Origin of the sequence: Carnobacterium sp. 1290_CSPC (assembly GCF_001053265.1) — a bacterium.
Classification (GTDB): domain Bacteria; phylum Bacillota; class Bacilli; order Lactobacillales; family Aerococcaceae; genus Aerococcus; species Aerococcus urinaeequi.
The window spans coordinates 1-1019 of record NZ_JVVG01000114.1 but is presented as its reverse complement, the minus strand read 5'-3'; the positions used below and the strand labels follow the sequence as shown (position 1 = coordinate 1019).

Sequence of the window (1019 nt, the reverse complement as noted above, 5' to 3'; positions counted from 1 at the left end):
CTTAAATTGTCAAATTAAGTGCAACACAGTTTTATAAAAGATTTCATAAGGTGTTTTCCAATTCAAACATTTTTTGGGACGTGTATTTAATTTCGTTGCCCAACCTTGTATCTCTTCATCAGTTGCATCTGTCAAATCAACACCTTTCGGTGAGTACTCTCTAAGGAGTCCATTTGTATTCTCATTAGATCCTCTTTGCCAAGGGGCATGAGGATCTGGAAAATAAATTTGCGTATTATTTAATTCCTCAGTCAATCGGGCGTGTTGACTGAATTCTTTACCACGGTCAGGTGTAATGGTTTTACAAAAATTAGAATCAATACCTTGTAGTAATTTAATCATTTGGTCAACTACCGGCTTAGAAGCTTTCTTCTCAGATTTACCGATTAGTAATAACCTAGATTTTCTATCAACTAGCGTTACTAAGCACGCTTTACCAGTTTGACCTGCAACTGTATCTGCTTCCCAATGACCAATCTCAGTTCGTTCATTAGCGCTATCTGGTCGTTCATGAATCGTATTGGAGATAGGGATCTTTCCTCTTCTCTCTACGTGATTTTTAGAATGGCGTGTTTTACCTCTGTGTCTTAATTTACGGATAGCGCCTCGATTACCGGTTGATAAACCAGGCTCATCGAAGTCGCCACGATAAATTGCACGATAGATAGTATTATAACTGATTTTATTTTTGGAATTTTCAAGGTTCAAACGACCAGAAATTTGTTCTGGAGACCATTGTTCGTTGAGAAATAGCCGTTTGACCAACTGGAAAATAGAGTCTTTATCTAGCGTGCGATGTCTGCCACATAGTTGTTTTCTACGTTTATACTCTCCATGAGCAGTTGACGGTGAATAACTGCCATCCTTGTTTGAATTACGATGTAATTCTCTTGAGATAGTCGATTTAGAACGGTCCAGGGTCTCGGATATATGCCCGATAGTTTCGCCTTGTTCATACATTAGGAATATTGTTTCTCGCTCATTCATGGTAAGATGTGTGTATGGATTCATAGCTTTCT

General features: G+C 38.3%; 1 protein-coding gene. It reads right to left on the bottom strand.

Features of this window, described 5'->3' with window-relative positions; genetic code table 11:
* Nucleotides 1-9: 9 nt before the first annotated feature.
* Nucleotides 10-1011 carry an IS30 family transposase gene (locus AC973_RS09120; protein ID WP_048729802.1) on the bottom strand — a complete coding sequence of 334 codons (1002 nt, stop codon included), beginning with the start codon at nt 1009-1011 and terminating at the stop codon, nt 10-12.
* Nucleotides 1012-1019 lie beyond the last annotated feature (8 nt).